Annotated in this window: 15 protein-coding genes and 9 tRNA genes; 20 read left to right on the top strand and 4 right to left on the bottom strand. The window is 68.4% G+C overall.

Annotated elements, in window-relative coordinates; translation table 11 throughout:
* Positions 1-57: 57 nt before the first annotated feature.
* The 3 genes from gluQRS to V6M46_RS01055 are packed head-to-tail and all read right to left on the bottom strand — an operon-like array spanning position 58 to position 1,887.
* The gene (gene gluQRS, locus V6M46_RS01065) at positions 58-942 is read right to left on the bottom strand and encodes a tRNA glutamyl-Q(34) synthetase GluQRS (RefSeq protein WP_332661821.1); all 885 of its coding nucleotides are present in this window, start codon (positions 940-942) and stop codon (positions 58-60) included.
* A 53-nt stretch (positions 943-995) separates the two neighbouring features.
* On the bottom strand, positions 996-1,442 hold the full coding sequence (locus V6M46_RS01060; RefSeq protein WP_332661820.1) for a GNAT family N-acetyltransferase: 447 nt from the start codon (positions 1,440-1,442) through the stop codon (positions 996-998).
* A 40-nt stretch (positions 1,443-1,482) separates the two neighbouring features.
* Positions 1,483-1,887 carry a YkvA family protein gene (locus tag V6M46_RS01055; RefSeq protein WP_332661819.1) on the bottom strand — a complete coding sequence of 135 codons (405 nt, stop codon included), beginning with the start codon at positions 1,885-1,887 and terminating at the stop codon, positions 1,483-1,485.
* 157 nt (positions 1,888-2,044) lie between these two features.
* Between V6M46_RS01055 and V6M46_RS01050 the strand changes: the two genes are divergently transcribed.
* From V6M46_RS01050 to V6M46_RS00995, 12 genes are all read left to right on the top strand, one after another.
* Entirely contained in the window at positions 2,045-2,197 is a 153-nt protein-coding gene (locus V6M46_RS01050; RefSeq protein WP_332661818.1) for a hypothetical protein, read from the top strand.
* 107 nt (positions 2,198-2,304) lie between these two features.
* Positions 2,305-2,376: transfer RNA gene (locus V6M46_RS01045), tRNA-Trp, on the top strand.
* Between the two features lie 253 nt (positions 2,377-2,629).
* Positions 2,630-2,700, top strand: a tRNA-Lys gene (locus V6M46_RS01040).
* A 35-nt stretch (positions 2,701-2,735) separates the two neighbouring features.
* Positions 2,736-2,808: transfer RNA gene (locus V6M46_RS01035), tRNA-Pro, on the top strand.
* 64 nt (positions 2,809-2,872) lie between these two features.
* Positions 2,873-2,944: transfer RNA gene (locus V6M46_RS01030), tRNA-Phe, on the top strand.
* A 16-nt stretch (positions 2,945-2,960) separates the two neighbouring features.
* Positions 2,961-3,033 (top strand) — tRNA-Asn (locus tag V6M46_RS01025).
* 6 nt (positions 3,034-3,039) lie between these two features.
* Positions 3,040-3,111 (top strand) — tRNA-Gln (locus tag V6M46_RS01020).
* Between the two features lie 125 nt (positions 3,112-3,236).
* Positions 3,237-3,554, top strand: coding sequence for a WhiB family transcriptional regulator (locus tag V6M46_RS01015; RefSeq protein WP_332661817.1), 318 nt, complete (start codon positions 3,237-3,239; stop codon positions 3,552-3,554).
* Positions 3,555-3,599: 45 nt separating this feature from the next.
* Positions 3,600-3,671: transfer RNA gene (locus V6M46_RS01010), tRNA-Arg, on the top strand.
* A gap of 2 nt (positions 3,672-3,673) precedes the next feature.
* A tRNA-His gene (locus V6M46_RS01005) sits at positions 3,674-3,744 on the top strand.
* Positions 3,745-4,020: 276 nt separating this feature from the next.
* A complete protein-coding gene (locus V6M46_RS01000; RefSeq protein ID WP_332661816.1) occupies positions 4,021-4,305 on the top strand; it encodes an HNH endonuclease in 285 nt (94 codons plus the stop codon).
* A gap of 19 nt (positions 4,306-4,324) precedes the next feature.
* Positions 4,325-4,395, top strand: a tRNA-Cys gene (locus V6M46_RS00995).
* Between the two features lie 32 nt (positions 4,396-4,427).
* On the opposite strand, the gene V6M46_RS00990 is transcribed toward V6M46_RS00995, so the two are convergent.
* On the bottom strand, positions 4,428-5,195 hold the full coding sequence (locus V6M46_RS00990) for a methyltransferase domain-containing protein (protein WP_332661815.1): 768 nt from the start codon (positions 5,193-5,195) through the stop codon (positions 4,428-4,430).
* 113 nt (positions 5,196-5,308) lie between these two features.
* On the opposite strand from V6M46_RS00990, the gene V6M46_RS00985 reads away from it, so the two are divergent.
* The 8 genes from V6M46_RS00985 to kdpB all read left to right on the top strand — a co-directional run.
* Positions 5,309-5,977: an ArsR/SmtB family transcription factor gene (locus tag V6M46_RS00985; RefSeq protein ID WP_332661814.1), complete on the top strand. Its 669-nt coding sequence runs from the start codon at positions 5,309-5,311 to the stop codon at positions 5,975-5,977.
* 14 nt (positions 5,978-5,991) lie between these two features.
* On the top strand, positions 5,992-7,344 hold the full coding sequence (locus V6M46_RS00980) for an MBL fold metallo-hydrolase (RefSeq protein WP_332661813.1): 1,353 nt from the start codon (positions 5,992-5,994) through the stop codon (positions 7,342-7,344).
* Complete coding sequence (locus tag V6M46_RS00975) at positions 7,341-8,615, top strand: MFS transporter (RefSeq protein ID WP_332661812.1); 1,275 nt, start codon at positions 7,341-7,343, stop codon at positions 8,613-8,615. The genes V6M46_RS00980 and V6M46_RS00975 overlap by 4 nt, the downstream gene beginning before the upstream one ends.
* 179 nt (positions 8,616-8,794) lie before the next feature.
* Positions 8,795-9,619, top strand: a complete 825-nt coding sequence (locus V6M46_RS00970) for a class I SAM-dependent methyltransferase (RefSeq protein ID WP_332661811.1) — start codon at positions 8,795-8,797, stop codon at positions 9,617-9,619.
* A gap of 45 nt (positions 9,620-9,664) precedes the next feature.
* Positions 9,665-11,374 (top strand): ATP-binding cassette domain-containing protein, encoded by a 1,710-nt coding sequence (locus tag V6M46_RS00965; RefSeq protein WP_332661810.1) that lies wholly within the window; start codon positions 9,665-9,667, stop codon positions 11,372-11,374.
* Positions 11,375-11,497: 123 nt separating this feature from the next.
* Positions 11,498-11,587: a K(+)-transporting ATPase subunit F gene (gene kdpF / locus V6M46_RS00960; RefSeq protein ID WP_332661809.1), complete on the top strand. Its 90-nt coding sequence runs from the start codon at positions 11,498-11,500 to the stop codon at positions 11,585-11,587.
* 5 nt (positions 11,588-11,592) lie between these two features.
* On the top strand, positions 11,593-13,251 hold the full coding sequence (gene kdpA / locus V6M46_RS00955) for a potassium-transporting ATPase subunit KdpA (protein ID WP_332661808.1): 1,659 nt from the start codon (positions 11,593-11,595) through the stop codon (positions 13,249-13,251).
* Between the two features lie 77 nt (positions 13,252-13,328).
* Positions 13,329-15,034: potassium-transporting ATPase subunit KdpB (gene kdpB, locus V6M46_RS00950; RefSeq protein ID WP_442880427.1), on the top strand; the 1,706-nt coding region annotated here is incomplete at its 3' end.

The following is a 15,034-nucleotide window of genomic DNA, read 5'->3' as shown; positions in this document are numbered from 1 at the left end:
CCGGCCATTCGAGCACGATCGAGCAGCCCGACGCCGTCAGCGACCTCCTCGAGTCCTTCATCGACCAGAACTGAGCGGTGGCACGAAGACCCACGGCTCGTCCGGCAGCGCCGCCGGGTCGAATGACTCGAGCAGCTCTCGCGGCGTCGATCCGGTGAGTCCGAGCGAGCCCGCGATGAGCGCGAACACGTCGACGCCGGCATCGCTCAGCTCGGCGAACGTCACGGCCCCGTCGCGCTTGGCGAGCCGCTGGCCGGACGAGTTGAGCGCCATCGGCACATGCACGTACGTCGGAGGGTCTTCCTCGAGCAGCGCGGCGAGGTAGGCCTGGCGCGGCGTCGACGCCAGCAGGTCGTCGCCGCGGACGACCTGGTCGATGCCCTGGTCGGCGTCGTCCACGACCACCGCGAGGTTGTACGCCGGGACGCCGTCGCCACGCCGCAGCACGAAGTCGTCGACCGCGCCCACGTACGTCCCGTGGATCTCGTCCTCGATGGCGAACGACGCGACGTCCGTGCGCAGGCGCAGCGCCGCGGGTCGCACAGATCGTCGTTGCACGCGCTCGGCCTCGGTGAGGTGCCGGCAGGTTCCGGGGTAGGCGCCGGGCGGGTGGTGCGGTGCGGTGGGAGCCTCGAGGATCTCCCTCCGGGTGCAGTAGCACTCGTAGACGCGTCCCGCGTCATGGAGCCGGGCGATCGCCGCGTCGTACAGGCCGAGGCGTTCGGACTGGCGTACGGGCGTGCCGTCCCAGTCCAGTCCGAGTGCCCGCAGGTCGTCGAGCTGCCGCTGCTCGGACCCGGGGCGTACGCGGTCGAGGTCCTCCACCCGGATCAGGAAGTCCCGGCCCGAGCGCCGCGCCCACAACCACGCCAGCAGCGCGGTCCGAAGGTTGCCGATGTGCAGGTCGCCCGACGGCGAGGGGGCGTAACGTCCGGCGCTCACGCCACCAGTATGTCGATGCGGACGTGACGACAGGCGACGCTGACTCTGTCAGGTCAGGGGAGCGGCTTCTCGTAGTGCTTGTAGACCGTGTCGACCTCGTAGCCGCTGCGATCGTAGACCGCCTGGGCGCGCAGGTTGGTGTGTGCGGTCGACAGCTCGATCGCGATCGCACCCGCATCGACGGCCAGCGTTGCCGCGGTGTCGAGCAACGCGTCGACCGCGCCGGTGCCTCTCGCCTCAGGCGACACGAACAGGTCGTTGAGGATCCAGATCGGCGCCAACCGGGTCGACGAGAACGCCGGGTAGATCTGGCTGAAGCCCACCGGAGTTCCGGCGTCGTCCTGGGCGATCAGCACGATCGACTCGTCGCGCGCCAGCCGGCTGGCCAGGAACGATGCCGAGGCGTCGAGGTCGTACGGCTCGCCGTAGAACTCGCGGTAGGCCGCGAACAGCGGAGCGGCCTGGGAGACGTCGGAGAGCTGCGCGCGGATGACCTTCACGGGAACAGGATCCCACGGGTCGTGCAGCTGTCGCGCTGCGTCAGCGGACGCGGCAGAGCGTACGGATGACGCGCAGGCCTTCGGGCGTACCGGGCCAGTGCCGCTCCAGGGCTTCAGGGCCGGCCGCGCGTATGACCGACCGGAGGACGATTGCGACGACCACGACGTCGTCGGCGTAGCCCAGGACCGGGATGAAGTCGGGCACGAGATCGATCGGCATCGCGAGGTAGCCGAGCAGCAGCCCGAGTCGGACGCGTACGCCGCGTGGCAGCGACTGGTCGGCCGCCAGTCGCTTGAGCAGTCGCAGCAGGTCGGGCACGAGCCGTACGGCGTCGCGCAGCGTGACCTCGTCGGGCTTCGCGCGCCACAGCATGGCGAGCATCAACAACCACAGGAGCGCGAGACTCCCGGCGATGATCCCCGCGATCTCGACCCAGTCCGGCATGCCTGGATCCTGCCACCCCGTGCCCTTCAGCCTCACCGGGTACGTCACGTCGACGCCAGCCGACCCGGCGACTAATTCGCTTGGAGGAATCATCCGTCAGCCTCTACCGTTGATGTCAGAGGGCGTGGCCCGCCCCGAAATCTGAGAGGTTCCACCGATGAGCACGTATCGCAGCATCGAATGCGCGACCGGCTTGACCGCCGATCGTGCGCTTCGCGCTGCCTTCGTGCAGCGAGCCGGACTCGAGCCCTCGCCGATGAATGGCGGTCACAAGTGGCTGTCGCGCGTCCAGGAGCTGCCCGTGGAGTAGGTGCATTCGCACCCGACATCCGGGCCGTTCCAGCGAGGCAGACCACCTCATGGGGCGGCCCTTTTGCATGTCCAGATGCGTGCGTGTCCAGATGCGTGCGTGTCCAGATGGACGAAGCCGACTGGTCGAGGCCGCGGTCTCCAAAACCGCCGCAGGGAGTTCGATTCTCCCCGTCCATGCGCCACACAACTCAAGAGACAGGACTTCATGGGCACCGGACCCGCGACTCCGCCGAGAGGCCGACGAGCACCGTGGCACCGGGCTAACCGTCACAAGGCCGTGAAGAACACCGTCAGACCCAGACCCGAACCGGGGAGTGGGAGCGAACTCAAGAGAGAACAGCATCAGGCAGGCACCGGACCCACGTGGGAGCGGTTGTCTGCCAGCCGCGGCGACCCGCTCGGAGACGAGCGGGTGCCGCGCCGCGGCGAAGCCTCGCAAGCATTGCGGCGATGCTCCGGACTCTTAATCCGGAGAGCAAGGTTCGATTCCTTGGCGAGGTACGTATGGAGGGTTCGACTCTCGCCGTGAGTACCAACCGGGTGTAGGCGAGCGGCTACGCCACCTGCCTTGGGAGCAGGGGATCGGGGGTTCGAGTCCCTCCACCCGGACGTGCCTGTCGACCAACGGTCAGGTCACCTCGCTGATAACGAGGAGATGCCCCCGGCCGACCACGGGACCGAAGTGTTGCAGGCGGCGCGGCCGGTTGAAGCCCGGCAGGGCGAGGTTCGATTCCTCGCGGTCCCACTGGCCCTCGGGCCGATGCTCGGTAGCTCAGCTGGCAGAGCGGTCGGTTGTTAACCGAAAGGCCCCAGGTTCGATCCCTGGCCGGGCAGCTTCGATGCGGATTGGTCCAGTGGCACGGACGTCCGGCTCTGATCCGGAAGACCGAGGTTCGAGTCCTCGATCCGCAGCTCGATGCGGGTGTCGGGAGACGCCGTGGGTCTCCCTGCACGAGTCGCGAAGCGGCGAAGTGCTTGGGGGATCGAGTCCCGGGCGGGGCGCTGTGCCACCCAACATCACAAGGAGGTGACGGCACATGAAGAAGGTGCGGACGGAGGAGCAGTACGCGCTGATCCTCAACACGACTGCGGTGAACGGTGCGTATGAGCACCCGACGCCGAACGTGGCATGGGCATGTGCCGGCATCGACCCGGACGTGTTCTTCCCCGTGGATGACGACGGACTGGCCGCTGCCCTCGCGATCTGCGATGGCTGCGCAGTGCGGACCCTGTGCCGCACGATCGCCACGGCCCGGGCCGAGTCCGGGGTCTGGGGTGGAGTCCTCCTCGCCGAGGGCATCCCCCAGGCCGGCGTCAAGCGTCGGGGGCGGCCGTCCAAGATGGCCGTCGCCTGACCGTGCTGGCTGCGCGCGAAAGGGACCAGATCCCAGCAGCCACCTGCGCTCGTGGTCCAGAGGACACGACGCCGGCCTACGAAGCCGGAGACGGAGGTTCGATTCCTCCCGAGCGTGCTGTGTCCGTGGTGTAGCGGCAGCATCCCTCCTTGTGACGGAGACGGCACCGGTTCGAGTCCGGTCGGACACCCAGCCTCCAGTAGCGGACCTACCGCTCGGCGTCCGAAGCCGGGCTGCCTGGTTCGAGTCCAGGTGGAGGCACATTCGAACGTGGATCAACCACCATCGCAGAAAGGAGGTGGACGGTGAGTACTCACGTGGCACTCCTGAACGCCTCCTACGAGCGGCTGGGCAGCGTGCCGTTCAAGCACGCGGTTCGCATGCTCTTCCGCGAGGTCGCGATCGTCGAGGAGGGCTGGGACGACCGAATGATCGGCCCGCATCATGGCCGACCGTCATTCGGCTGGTGCGGTACGTCGCAGCCAAGTGGCTCTACCGGGAGGCGGCATGGTCGCGGCAGAACCTGCTCCGACGCGACCGCCATACCTGCGCCTACTGCGGAGGTCGAGCCGAGACGGTCGACCACGTCCTACCGGCTTCCCGTGGAGGCCGCTGGGAATGGGAGAACACGGTCGCGGCATGCGAGCGGTGCAACAACCGCAAGGGTGACCGCACTCCCGCCGAAGCAGGCATGCCGCTGCGGTTCCATCCCCACGTACCGACGCGCGCCCAGCTGGCAGCACTCGACTGAGGCGCGGGTCGGTGCGTTTGTTCTCGTGGCCGAGAGGTGAGGCGGCGGCCTGCAGAGCCGCAGACACCGGTTCGAGTCCGGTCGGGAACTCGCAGATGCTGTCCTCTCTGGAGCTCTGGGTCCTAGGACTTGATGGCCAGGAGCGAGATGCTCTTGACGCCGTACTTCGTGCTGGCGTTGCGCGCCTGGTCGGACAAAAACGCGTAGGGGTTGACCCGCAGCGTGTCGATCGTGAAGCCGGCCGACTCGATCGCCTGCAGGTAGGTCTCCTGCTCGGCGGCGCCGCCGATGCACGAGGCCCACAGGTCGGCGTTGCAGACGATGGCCTCGGTCAACGGCCGCTCGGAGATGATGTCGGCGATCGCCAGGCGTCCGCCTGGCCGCAGGACCCGCGCCGCTTCGGCGAACACGGCGTTCTTGTCGGGGGCGAGGTTGATGACGCCGTTCGAGATCACGCAGTCCACGCTCGCGTCGGGAAGCGGGAGTGACTCGATGCGACCCTCGATGAACTCCACATGGTCTGCACCGGTGCCCGCGGCGAGCTTGCGGGCCTTCTCCAGCTGTTCGAGGGTGAAGTCGATGCCGACGACGCGGCCAGACGATCCCACGTGGTCAGCAGCGTAGAGAGCGTCCATGCCGGACCCGCTGCCCAGGTCGACCACGGTCTCACCGCTGGTCAGGTTGGCGAGGTCGAAGAAGAAGCCGACGCCGGCGAAGGACTCGACCGCTCCTGCCGGCACGTTCCGCAATCGATCGGCGTCGTATCCGACGCGCAGAGCGAGGCGTTCGCCCAGCTCGAAGTGGTAGTCGCCGCCGGGCTCCTGGGCAACGTGGCGGTACATCTCCTTCACCTTGGTCTCCAGCTCGACCGTGTCCACGGTTGTCACCATCACGACCTCCTCGACTCAACGCCGTCGTTACTTCAAGAGATTTCTTGATGACACACCCGTGTGGCACTCTTGTCAAGAGAAGTCTTGAACACGATGTTCGGAGGTGACCACGGATGGGCGACCATCAGGCCAAGGCAGCGTTGTACGACGCGCTGGCCGAAGCGGCGAAGGCACTGGCCAATGGTCGGCGAGCAGAGCTCATCGACGTGCTGGCCCAGGGTGAGCGATCCGTGGAGGAGCTGGCGGCAGAGATCGAGCAGTCCGTTGCCAACACCTCGCAGCACCTGCAGCGGCTGCTGAAGGCAGGGCTGGTCACCTCGCGTCGAGACGGCACCCGAATTCACTACTCGCTGGCCAGCCCGATGGTCGGCTCGCTGTGGCGCACCATGCGGGAGGTGGCCGAGCTTCATGTCGCGGAGCTGGACCGCCTCGCCACCGACTACCTGGGGGACCGGAGCAAGCTCACGACCGTGACCCGGGACCAGCTCCGGACCCGGCTTCGGCAAGGTGACGTCGTCGTGCTCGACATACGCCCGGAGCCGGAGTTCGCCGCCGGTCACATCCGCGGCGCGATCTCCGTGCCACCCCAGGCACTGAAGTCGCGGTTGGGGGAGATCCCCGACGGTGCTGACGTCGTGGCCTACTGCCGCGGGCCCTACTGCGTGTATGCCGATGAGGCGGTGCGACTGCTCACGCGCCATGGCGTCCGTGCCTCCCGCTTGGAGGACGGCTTCCCCGAGTGGGCCGCGGCCGGGCTTCCCGTGAGTGGCCGATCCGGGTGAGCGAGGTGAGCGGGGTGAGGATCGAGACCCTGGTCGACGCGGGCCTGGGCAACAGCGCCTACCTGGTCGACCTCGGCGATGGCCGGGCCTTGGCGGTCGACGCCCCACGCGACCTGCGATCGGTCCGCGAGCTGGCCGACCGACGTGGGCTCAAAGTCGCGTATGCCGCCGACACCCACCTGCACTCGGACTTCCTCTCAGGCGCGGTGCAGCTCGCCGCCACCGACGACGCCGTCGTGCTGGCGTCCGGCGCTGGACGTCGTGTCTTTCCGCATCGCGGCTTGCGCGACGGCGACGAGGTTGACCTGGGCGGGCTGGTCCTGCGCGCCTGGGCGACGCCAGGTCACACTGACGAGCACCTCGCGTTCCTCCTCCTGGACGGTGACTCGCCGATCGGTGTGTTCACGGGAGGCTCGCTCATCGTCGGCGCGGCGGCCAGGACCGACCTCGTCGCGTCCGAGCGCACCGAGGAGCTGGCCCGGGCGCAGTACCACTCCCTCGAGCGCCTGATGCGGTTGCCCGATGAGGTCGCCGTCTGGCCGACCCACGGTGCGGGGAGCTTCTGCACCTCGCCACCGGGGTCTGAGCGGACGAGCACAGTTGGCCAGGAGCGAGCCACCAACTCGCTGTTGGCGGCCGCGAACGAGGACGAGTTCGTGGCGCGGATGCTCGGCTCGCTGGGATCGTTCCCGACGTACTTCCGGTGGCTCGGGGAGGCCAATCGGCGCGGCCCCGCAGTGCTCCCGGAGCCGTTGACCTTTGCGCCGCTCACGGTCGAGCAGGTGCGGCGGCTCGTGGGAGATGGCGCGACGATCGTCGACGTCCGTCCCATCGAGGAGTACGCCGCCGCGCATGTGCCCGGATCGCTGTCGATTGAGCTCCGCCCGGCGTTCGGCACGTGGCTCGGCTGGTTGCTGCCCGAGGACGCCGTGATCGTTGTGCTCCGCAGTCCCGACCAGGACCCCGCCGAGATCCTCGGCCAGGCCGCCAAGGTCGGCTACGAGATCGCCGGGGAACTCACCGGGGGAATCGCTGCTTGGGCCGGGGCTGATCTGGTGACGACCTCGACGACACTGGTCACGCCGACCACGATGGCGGACGTCGACCGGGTGCTCGACATCCGTCAGGATTCAGAGTTCGTTGCCGGGCACGTGCCTGGCGCAGAACACCGCGAGCTGGGGAGCCTCGCTGCCACGACGGGTTCGTTGGCCGACGGGCCGGTGACAGTGATGTGCGGACACGGCGAGCGGGCGATGTCCGCGGCAAGCGTGCTGGAGCGGGCCGGCCGCGAGGACGTGAGCGTCATGCTCGGCGGGCCGTCGGAATGGGCTGCCTCCCACGGCACCGACCTGGAGTCCGGCCCGTGACGAAAGTCCCTACCGATCGCTCGAGGCTCGTGCGGCTCGGGTTGCGCGCCAATCTGGCCCAGTTCTCACTGCTGGTCGCGGTCAACGCCCTGGTCGGCGGCATGCTCGGCCAGGAACGCACGGTGCTGCCGCTGCTCGCCGACCAGGAGTTCCACCTCGACGCCTACACGGCCGGGATGACGTACATCCTGGCGTTCGGCCTGGCCAAGGCAGCCACCAACTACCTGGCCGGAACCTGGTCGGATCGCTACGGTCGCAAACCAGTTCTGGTCGTGGGCTGGCTGGTCGCCCTACCGGTGCCGCTGCTGCTGATCTGGGCGCCGTCGTGGTGGTGGGTGGTCGCGGCCAATGTGCTCCTCGGTGTGAGCCAGGGGCTGACCTGGTCGACCACCGTGATCATGAAGATCGACCTGGTCGGTCCGGAACGGCGTGGGTTTGCGATGGGTCTCAACGAGGCGGCCGGCTACGGTGCCGTCGCCGCCACCGCGTTGGCAACCGGTTATCTCGCGGCGGAGCAGGGACTGCGCCCGGAGCCGTTCTACCTCGGGATCGCGTTCGCTTCGCTCGGTCTGGGACTGTCTGCGCTCTTCGTGCGTGAGACTCGCAGCCACGCCGTCGCCGAGGCGAGCGCGCACGTGCTCCAGGCCGACGGCAGCGACGCCCACCTGCACGGCGAGCTCACTCAGCGCGAGGTGTTCGCCCAGACCACCTTGCGGGAGCCGGCGTTGTCCTCGGCGTGCCAGGCCGGGATGGTGAACAACCTGAACGACGGCCTGGCCTGGGGGCTCTTCCCGCTCCTGTTCGCCGCCGCTGGACTGTCGGTGGGGCGCATCGGCATCCTGGCCGCGTTGTACCCGGCGGTGTGGGGACTCGGACAGCTCGGCACCGGTGCGCTGTCGGACCGTATCGGGCGCAAGGCATTGATCGTCGGCGGCATGCTCACCCAGGCGGTGGCGCTCGGAATCGTCGCAGCCTCCGACACGTTCCTGCTCTGGGCGGTCGGTGCCGCAGTGCTCGGAGCGGGCACCGCCATGGTCTACCCGACACTCCTCGCAGTGATCGGCGATGTTGCCCACCCCGCGTGGCGGGCGAGATCGGTCGGCATCTACCGGCTCTGGCGAGACGGCGGCTTCGCCGTCGGTGCCGTCCTGTCCGGTGTCGTGGCGGACCTGTGGGGAGTGCGCGCGGCGGTGTGGACGGTCGCAGCGCTGACCGCCGCCTCGGGCGTGCTCGTGGCCGTGCGGATGTACGAGACCCGGCGCCGACCCTGATCTGTCGGCCCCGGCTTTTGCGGCGTCCCGGCAGCACGAGAAGCCGCTCTATTCAACAATTCGCTTGACAAAGCGGCGTCGAGGGTGCTTAATCAAGCAATATCTTGAATAGGAGCTGGATCTCTCACTCCACCCAAATCCGCGGCCGGGTCAGCCGACCGTCCACGCAGGAGGAAGCCATGACTGTCACAACGAACCCGAACAAGGAACTCTGGGAGAAGGGCGACTTCACCCAGGTCGCCGCGTCGATGCGCGCCAGCGGGGACGCCCTGGTCGCGCGCCTGGGCATCACACCAGGAACGCGCGTGCTCGACCTCGGCTGTGGGGATGGCACGACCGCCTTGCCAGCGGCCCGGGTCGGCGCGGAAGTGCTGGGGGTGGACATCGCCGGCAACCTGGTGGCGGCCGGCAACCAGCGGGCCCAAGCAGAAGGCCTGAGCAACTGCCGGTTTCAGGAAGGCGACGCCTCACGCCTGGACGACCTGGCCGACGACTCGTTCGACCTGGTCGTGAGCATCTTTGGGGCGATGTTCGCCCCGCGGCCGTTCGACGTCGCCAAGGAGATGGTCCGCGTGACCAGGCCGGGCGGGCGGATCGTGATGGGCAACTGGATCCCGAACGACCCGACCCTGGTGGCCCAGATCCTGAAGATCTCCAGCTCCTACTCGCCGCCGCCTCCGGAGGGCTTCGTCAGCCCGATGACGTGGGGCGTCGAGGAGAACGTGATCGAGCGGTTCGCCGAGGCCGGCGTCCCAGCAGACCGGATCGGCTTCTCCCGCGAGACCTACACGTTCGAGTACCCGGCTGCGCCCACGGAGCTCCTCGCCGTGTTCCGGACCTACTACGGACCGACCATGAACGCCTTCGCCGCCGCCGAGGCGAACGGCCGGACCGAGGAGCTGCACCGGGAGCTGGCGACCCTGTTCACCAGCCAGAACACCAGTCCGAGTGCGGACGCGACCTCGATTCCTGCGACCTTCCTGCAGATCTCCGTGAACGTCTGACCGGAGCCGACCTTGTAGACCCCGGTCGACTTGTGAGGAGCACCGATGACCGAGCAACTGCAGCAGGACGACTTCGCGCCAGCCGGCCGGCGCGGTGTCCGTATCGACGTCGTTCAACTGTCCCGGGAGGTCAGGTTCCGCAGCCGGGATCAGTTGACGCTCCTTGACGGCGTGTCGTTCACAGTCTCCGCTGGTGAGCTCGTCGCGATCGTCGGTCCCAGCGGAGCCGGCAAGACGACGCTGCTGGAGGCTGTGGCGGGGATCGCTCCGGCAACGTCTGGATCGGTGCGCTTCGACGGCGTCGATGTGTACGGAAACCTGAGTACGTTCCGCAGCGTGCTCGGCTACGTGCCACAGGACGACATCATCCACGCCGACCTGCCTCTGGAGCGCACGCTCCGCTACGCGGCGCGACTGCGGCTCCCCTCGTCGACAACTGCGGCGGAGATCGATGGCGCGGTGCGTGGCGCACTTGACGCCGTGGGCCTGACCGATCAGGCCGAGGTCCGGGTCGCCTCACTGAGCGGCGGGCAGCGAAAGCGCGCCAGCATCGCGGTCGAGCTGTTGACGGACCCGCACGTGTTCTTCCTGGATGAGCCGACGTCGGGACTCGATCCGATCACGAGCTCTGAGTTGATCGGCCGGCTGAGAGAGCTCGCCAACCGGTCGGCGACGGTCGTGTTCACGACGCACTCGGTCGACGATCTCGCCGCGTGCGATCGCGTGGTGTGCGTGACACGCGGTGGTCGGCTCGGCTTCGTCGGGACGGTGGAGGAGGCACTCGAGCTGTACGGTGCCAGTTCGGTGCATGAGCTCTACCGGCACCTGACCGACCCAGACAACAGTCACCACTCAACTCCCGCCGCGCCTGCCGCGCCGGCCCTCGACGTTCGTCACGAGCCCGTGAACCGGCGAGCGGGGGCGAGCGGGCTCACGCAATGGGGTGTCCTGACTCGACGGACCTTGGAGACGCTCGTACGCAACCGCCTGACGCTCGCGATCCTGGTGGGCTCTCCGGCCATGGTCATCGGCATGTTCGCCATCCTCTTTCAGCCGGGCGCATTCGACTTCGAGGACCCCAGCCCGAGCTCGATGGTGATGATCGGCTTCTGGGTGGTCTTCGCAGCGTTCTTCTTTGGGCTCACCTACGGCTTGCTGCAGATCTGCACCGAGCGAGCGATCCTGCGGCGCGAGCACCTGGTCGGCTTGCGGCTCGGCGCCTATGTGGCCTCGAAGGTGACCGTCCTGGTGCCGTTCCTCCTGATCGTGGTCGTGGGGATGCTGGGCGTGCTTCGGCTGCTGGACCGCTTGCCCAGTCGCCCGTTCTCGACGTACCTCTCGATGGGAGTCGGGCTGTCCCTGTGCTCGGTGGCGGCCCTGGGCCTCGGCCTGCTCACCTCTGCCACGGTCGGAACCGTGCCGCAGGCGACGCTTGCCCTGCCGATGCTGTGCTTCCCCGCTGTGCTGTTCTCCGGGGCCATCCTCCCGGTGAACCTCATGGCGGGAACGGGTGCAGCCCTCAGCACCGTGATCCCGACCCGCTGGGCATTCGAGGCCATCGGACGCGACCTTGGGGCGCGCCGGATCCTCGCCGAGGGCGGCTCACCACTCGGGCCGCCGTTGCTCGAGTCGTACGGCGATGCGGGCACCATGGCCACAGGCACCTATTGGCTGATCCTCGCAGCGTTCGCCGCCTGCTTCCTGGTCGCCACCTGGGCTGTGCTCGTCCGCAGCACACGCACATCACCCCGCTGAGCACCCCAACGGGATCCGAACCCGCGCTACCGCCGCGACAGTCATCGTCAAGATCGCGTCAAGGCGCGCTAGAGGTCCATCAAGGCGCGCAGGTAGGCCCGAATCGCGGTGTGTGCTGGGGCCATGACCTTTGACACCGCAGTCGTGCTGGTGATCGTGATCGGGCTGTTGGCCTATCTCGTCGCCGCCCTGATCCTGCCCGACAGGTTCTGAGCCGTATGAGTGACACTGCCTCCGGCCTTCTCACGATCGCCGTACTCGTCTCCCTCCTGGCAATCGTGTACGTGCCGTTCGGTGACTACCTGGCGCGGGTCTACACGAGCCCTTCGCACTGGCGAGTGGAGCGACGCCTCTACCGGCTGGTCGGCGTGAACCCCGATGCCCAGCAGACCGCGCGCTCGTACACGATGAGCGTTCTGGGATTCTCCCTCGTCAGCATCGTCGTGCTGTTCCTGATCCTCGTCGGCCAGAGCGCCCTGCCGTTCGACCGCGGGCTTTCCGGGATGACGTGGGACATGGGGCTCAACACGGCGGTCTCGTTCGCGACGAACACCAACTGGCAGTCGTACGCCGGCGAGTCGACACTGGGCTTCGCCGCCCAGGCCGGCGGCCTGGTGATCCAGAACTTCATGTCCGCCGCGGTCGGCATGGCCGTGGCGGTCGCGCTGATCCGCGGGTTCGTACGCTCGCGCACCGGCGAGCTGGGCAACTTCTGGGTCGACCTCGTCCGCGGGACGTCCCGCATCCTGCTGCCGATCGCGTTCGTCGGCGCCATCCTGCTGATCTCACAGGGCGTGATCCAGAACTTCTCCGACCACACCGTCAACGCGCTCGGCGGTGGGACCCAGGTCATCCCGGGCGGCCCGGTCGCGAGCCAGGAGGCGATCAAGGAGCTCGGCACCAACGGCGGCGGGTTCTTCAACGCCAACTCGGCGCACCCGTTCGAGAACCCGACACCGTTGTCCAACCTGCTGCAGCTGTTCTTGATCCTGCTGATCCCGGTCAGCCTGACCCGCACGCTCGGCACGATGGTCGGCAGCCGCAAGCAGGGTCTCGCGATCCTCGGTGCGATGACCTTGCTGCTGGGTGCGGCGGTTGCCGTGGCGACGTGGGCCGAAGTCGGCGCCCACTCCCAGGCGGCGCGGCTTGCCGGTGGCGCGATGGAGGGCAAGGAGACGCAGTTCGGCGCGTGGGCGTCTTCCCTGTACGCCGTGATCACCACGGGCACCTCGACGGGTGCGGTCAACTCCGCGCACGACTCGATGACCCCCGCGGGGGGTGGCACCGTCCTGGTCAACATGATGCTGGGCGAGGTCTCGCCGGGCGGTGTGGGTTCCGGCGTCTACGGGATCCTCGTCATGGCGATCCTCACGGTGTTCATCGCGGGTCTCCTGGTCGGGCGCACGCCGGAGATCCTCGGCAAGAAGATCGGCACCAAGGAGATGACGTACGTCGCGCTGTATGTCCTGAGCGTCCCGGCGATCGTCCTCGTGGGTGTCGGCACGGCGATCGCTCTGCACAGCACTCCGGATGCCATGGGCAATCCGGGCGGCCACGGGTTCAGCGAGGTTGTCTACGCGTTCACGTCGGCCGGCAACAACAACGGCAGCGCCTTCGGTGGGATCGCCGTGACCTCGACGTTCTTCCAGATCGCCCTCGCCCTCGCGATGCTGCTCGGCCGGTTCGTGCCGATCGTGCTGGTGCTGGCGCTCGCCGGGTCGCTCGCCAAGCAGGGCAAGGTCCCGGACACCGCCGGCACGCTGCCCACCAACACCCCCTTGTTCGCCGGTCTGCTCGTAGGCGTGATCCTCCTGATCACGGGCCTGACGTTCTTCCCGGCGCTCGCTCTCGGACCCCTCGCGGAGGCTCTCGCATGACGCTCAACTCCCTGCGCTCGCAGCTGCCGTCGGCGCTGCGCAAGCTCGATCCGCGGCACCTGTGGCGCAGCCCGGTCATGTTCATCGTGTGGATCGGCTCGGTCATGACCACCGTCATCGCGATCGCCGACCCGAGCGTGTTCGCCTGGACCGTCGCGGTGTGGTTGTGGCTCACGGTGATCTTCGGCAACCTCGCCGAGGCCGTCGCCGAGGGCCGGGGCAAGGCGCAGGCAGCTTCGCTGCGCGCCGCCCGTACCGATGTCACCGCCCGCCGGCTCAACCCCGACGGCACCGAGACCCAGGTCCCGGGTACGGCGCTGGTCAGGGGCGACCGCGTGGTCGTCGAGGCCGGTGAGGTCATCCCCGGCGACGGGGACGTCGTCGAGGGTGTCGCGGCGGTGGACGAGTCGGCGATCACCGGAGAGTCGGCGCCCGTGATCCGCGAGGCCGGCGGCGACCGCTCGGCGGTGACCGGTGGCACCAAGGTGCTGTCGGATCGCATCGTCGTTCAGATCACCTCGGCACCCGGAGAGACGTTCCTCGACCGGATGATCGCGCTCGTCGAGGGCGCGTCACGCCGCAAGACGCCGAACGAGATCGCCTTGTCGACGCTCCTGGTGAGCCTGACGATCGTGTTCCTGCTCGCCGTCGCGACCCTGCGCCCGATGGCGGACTATGCGGGCGCGCCGCAGAGCACGCTGGTCCTCATCGCGCTCCTGGTCTGCTTGATCCCCACGACGATCGGCGCCCTGCTGAGCGCGATCGGGATCGCCGGCATGGACCGACTCGTACGGGTCAACGTGCTGGCGATGTCTGGGCGCGCCGTCGAGGCGGCGGGCGACGTCAGCACGCTGCTGCTCGACAAGACCGGCACCATCACGTACGGGAACCGGCAGGCCTCACGCTTCGTGCCCGCCGACGGTGTCACGGTCGATCGGCTGCGGGACGCGGCACGCCTCTCGAGCCTCGCCGACCAGACACCGGAGGGCCGGTCGATCGTCGAGCTGGCGCTCGCGCAGGGCGCGGACGATCGCGTTCTTCCGGCCGGCGCGGAGTTCGTCGAGTTCACGGCCCAGACGAGGATGTCCGGCGTCGACCTCGCCGACGGACGGGTGGTCCGCAAGGGAGCGGGCTCGTCCGTCTCCGCATGGGTCGGCCGCGACATGGATCCCGGGGTACGTCTCACCGTCGACGAGATCGCTGGAAGCGGCGGCACCCCCCTCGTGGTCGCCGAGTCGAACGGACAAGCTGCCAAGGTCCTCGGCGTCGTGCACCTCAAGGACGTCGTCAAGGAGGGGATGGTCGAGCGGTTCGCCGAGCTCCGCCGCATGGGCATCCGGACCGTCATGATCACCGGCGACAACCCGCTGACGGCAGCGTCGATCGCGAAGGAGGCCGGCGTCGACGACTTCCTCGCCGAGGCCACCCCCGAGGACAAGATGAGGCTGATCCACCAGGAGCAGGAGGGCGGCCGGCTCGTCGCCATGACCGGCGACGGCACCAACGATGCCCCCGCGCTGGCCGCCGCCGACGTCGGAGTGGCGATGAACTCGGGGACGTCGGCGGCCAAGGAGGCCGGCAACATGGTCGACCTGGACTCCGACCCGACCAAGCTGATCGACATCGTCGGCATCGGCAAGCAGCTGCTCATCACCCGCGGTGCGCTGACGACGTTCTCGATCGCCAACGACGTCGCCAAGTACTTCGCGATCATCCCGGCGATGTTCCTCGCGGCCTACCCGTCGCTGGACACGCTGAACGTCATGCACCTCGCGACGCCGAC

The organism is Aeromicrobium sp. (assembly GCF_036676885.1).
GTDB lineage: Bacteria > Actinomycetota > Actinomycetes > Propionibacteriales > Nocardioidaceae > Aeromicrobium.
This window is presented reverse-complemented; position numbering and strand designations above follow the sequence as displayed.

Bases quoted from the DNA above. Each gene is read 5' to 3' on its own strand.
- V6M46_RS01055 (WP_332661819.1), bottom strand. From the start codon at position 1,887: ATGCCGGACTGGGTCGAGATCGCGGGGATCATCGCCGGGAGTCTCGCG.
- V6M46_RS00990 (WP_332661815.1), bottom strand. From the start codon at position 5,195: ATGGTGACAACCGTGGACACGGTCGAGCTGGAGACCAAGGTGAAGGAG.
- V6M46_RS01015 (WP_332661817.1), top strand. From the start codon at position 3,237: ATGAAGAAGGTGCGGACGGAGGAGCAGTACGCGCTGATCCTCAACACG.
- V6M46_RS01050 (WP_332661818.1), top strand. From the start codon at position 2,045: ATGAGCACGTATCGCAGCATCGAATGCGCGACCGGCTTGACCGCCGAT.
- kdpF (WP_332661809.1), top strand. From the start codon at position 11,498: ATGACCTTTGACACCGCAGTCGTGCTGGTGATCGTGATCGGGCTGTTG.
- V6M46_RS00965 (WP_332661810.1), top strand. From the start codon at position 9,665: ATGACCGAGCAACTGCAGCAGGACGACTTCGCGCCAGCCGGCCGGCGC.
- V6M46_RS00985 (WP_332661814.1), top strand. From the start codon at position 5,309: ATGGGCGACCATCAGGCCAAGGCAGCGTTGTACGACGCGCTGGCCGAA.
- V6M46_RS00970 (WP_332661811.1), top strand. From the start codon at position 8,795: ATGACTGTCACAACGAACCCGAACAAGGAACTCTGGGAGAAGGGCGAC.
- kdpA (WP_332661808.1), top strand. From the start codon at position 11,593: ATGAGTGACACTGCCTCCGGCCTTCTCACGATCGCCGTACTCGTCTCC.